This window comes from Kosakonia quasisacchari (assembly GCF_004331415.1).
Taxonomy (GTDB): Bacteria; Pseudomonadota; Gammaproteobacteria; order Enterobacterales; family Enterobacteriaceae; genus Kosakonia; species Kosakonia quasisacchari.
In genome coordinates, this window is record NZ_SJOP01000055.1 from 1 (window position 1) to 2226 (window position 2226).

The 2226-nt window shown below is 48.9% G+C and carries 5 protein-coding genes; 3 read left to right on the plus strand and 2 right to left on the minus strand.

Annotated features, from left to right (window positions below):
• Position 1 precedes the first annotated feature (1 nt).
• From E0L21_RS24585 to E0L21_RS24595, 3 genes are read left to right on the plus strand one after another with little or no spacing between them, the layout of a single operon-like run.
• Positions 2–262: a phage holin family protein gene (locus E0L21_RS24585; RefSeq protein ID WP_235855300.1), complete on the plus strand. Its 261-nt coding sequence runs from the start codon at positions 2–4 to the stop codon at positions 260–262.
• Complete coding sequence (locus tag E0L21_RS24590; protein ID WP_131413823.1) at positions 259–702, plus strand: lysozyme; 444 nt, start codon at positions 259–261, stop codon at positions 700–702. The genes E0L21_RS24585 and E0L21_RS24590 overlap by 4 nt, the downstream gene beginning before the upstream one ends.
• A complete protein-coding gene (locus E0L21_RS24595) occupies positions 702–1232 on the plus strand; it encodes a hypothetical protein (protein ID WP_131413825.1) in 531 nt (176 codons plus the stop codon). The genes E0L21_RS24590 and E0L21_RS24595 overlap by 1 nt, the downstream gene beginning before the upstream one ends.
• Positions 1233–1297: 65 nt before the next feature.
• Here E0L21_RS24595 and E0L21_RS24600 read toward each other — a convergent pair whose 3' ends face one another.
• Positions 1298–1579, minus strand: coding sequence for a hypothetical protein (locus E0L21_RS24600; protein ID WP_131413824.1), 282 nt, complete (start codon positions 1577–1579; stop codon positions 1298–1300).
• Positions 1580–2036: 457 nt separating this feature from the next.
• Positions 2037–2226 (minus strand): hypothetical protein (locus E0L21_RS25145; protein ID WP_208430937.1); only part of this gene is annotated, 190 nt, incomplete at its 5' end.

A 2226-nucleotide genomic window follows, 5' to 3' on the forward strand; every position in this document is an offset into this window, starting at 1 on the left:
ACTGACCAACGTGGTGACCAGTACCGCTATCGTTCTGCGCCTGATGATGTTTCGTAAGCCCGGTGGGCGACACAACTGGTGGGCGTCATGGCTGGCTTATCTGATTATCCTGGCTTATGCCACGGTGCCATTCCGTTTCATGTTCGATTTCTATTTCCATGTTCACTGGGCGACCGTGCTGATGAATCTCATCATATGCGCTGCTGTATTCGCAGCGCGCGGTAACGTAGCCCGGATTTTTCACGTACTGAGGCCAGAATAATGCAGATCAGCGATAAGGGTATTGCCCTCATCAAACAGTTTGAAGGTCTGCGGCTGACGGCATATCAGGACAGCGTGGGCGTATGGACGATCGGCTATGGCTGGACGCAGCCGGTGGACGGGAAAGCTATCCGCGCCGGGATGACCATCAAAGAGGAAACGGCAGAACGCCTGCTGCGTACCGGACTGGTCAGCTACGAAAGCGACGTATCGAAGCTGGTTAAAGTAAAACTGACACAAAGCCAGTTCGATGCGCTGGTTTCCTTCGCCTACAACCTCGGCGCCCGGGCGCTTTCCACATCAACGCTGCTGAAGAAGCTAAATGCAGGCGATTACCGCGGTGCTGCCGATGAGTTCCCGCGCTGGAACAAAGCAGGCGGGCAGGTGCTGGCTGGTCTTACCCGTCGACGTGAGGCAGAGTGCGCTCTGTTCCTGTCGTGATGAACCGCATAACTGCTATTGCATCAATTGCGGCGGTAGTCATTATCGCCGTTCTGGCAGTGCTGCTGGCATTTGCAAAAGCTGACCTGTCCAATGCAGAAAGCGATAACCGCGTCCTGAAGAGTGACAACGCGCTGCAGGGGCGAGTGATTGCCACGCAGGCATTCAACGTGAACCGGTTTAACCAGGTGGCGCAACTGGCAGCCAGCGCTAATGCCGTGGTCGCCAGTGATGCCGAAAAAACTGTTATTGAATACCGGGAGATTCTTCGCCGTGAGAAAACCTGTGATCTGCCTGTTCCTGCTGACATTGCTCGCGGGTTGCTCGAGTACGCCTACCGTTTACGTGCCCGCGCAATGCACTCCGATTCCGGACAGCCTGACACAACCAATGGTAGTGCCACTGCCACCAGCGGGCTGACATATTGCCAGGCCGTGCTGTGGATTAGTCCGCTGCTCGCAACCATTGAGCAGGGTAATAACAACTTTGCCGGCATCAGAGATATTGAGAGCAGTCGCCAGGCTAAATAACCGTAAAGCGAACCGCCATGACCTCATTTCAGGCGGACATGTGATGTTAGTAAAGCCCGCAGTGGTCATTTAAAGGTCTTTGTTACACCCAAAAGTGGGTGTGGAGGCGTAATCAATTCCATCCATTCTGAAGAACAAAATGGTTTTACTTTCTGGATGGAAACAAAATGGCCTTTATCGTGGTTCGCTATGTAGCCATCTATGACAGGCGTAAGCATGTGTCCAACTTCTATTTCCTGGTTCGATTTAACCCAGACAATGAAAGTTAGCTTTGCTTCTGCTTTTACCTTGAGCACTTGCTGTTTGCTTTTTGAATTCAAAGCTTTTTCTACAACTAACCATTCCATGTGCGGTACCAGAGTCTCTTTTAATCATTTCATTGTAGAGCACAAAATGTTAAATCGACTGAGAATTTAGGTGCTGGTATGGTAGCAATCTGGTGACAGTTCATATCTCGTGTATTAGAAGATACGAGATCACCTGTCTACGGTGAGCAAATCAGGATAGAAAAATCCCCTCCGAAATGAAATCCACTACTTCGGAGGGGAAGGCAAATGCCCTTCGTTACAAGTGATTGTCATAATAGTCTTCTAGCCCTTTTTAGGTAGTGGCAGTAGTTTATTTTCTTAAACTCACTTTAATTGAGTATTAACTTATACTGAATCAACGTTTCACTTTGATTTTTAGACTTATTTTCTTGACATGCAGGGGTCATAAAGTCCGAAAGAACAGTTTGGTTCAAGTGGGTGCCAAAAGATAAACAATTCAAGAGAAAAAAAGCCCTCCAGGTGAGGGCTATAAAAATCATGACTGCTTTGTAAAGTGATGTCTCATTGCTTCGATATGCTCATCCCTGAGCATTTCCCTGGTGTGGGTAGGAGCCACGTTAGGGTTATTTAAACTTTGCACATAATGCCAGGTTGGCAAGCGTAAGCGGTAGCTAATAAGAGTAATCCTGGCTTTCCCTTCAGAGAGCGAATCGTCACCATCACCG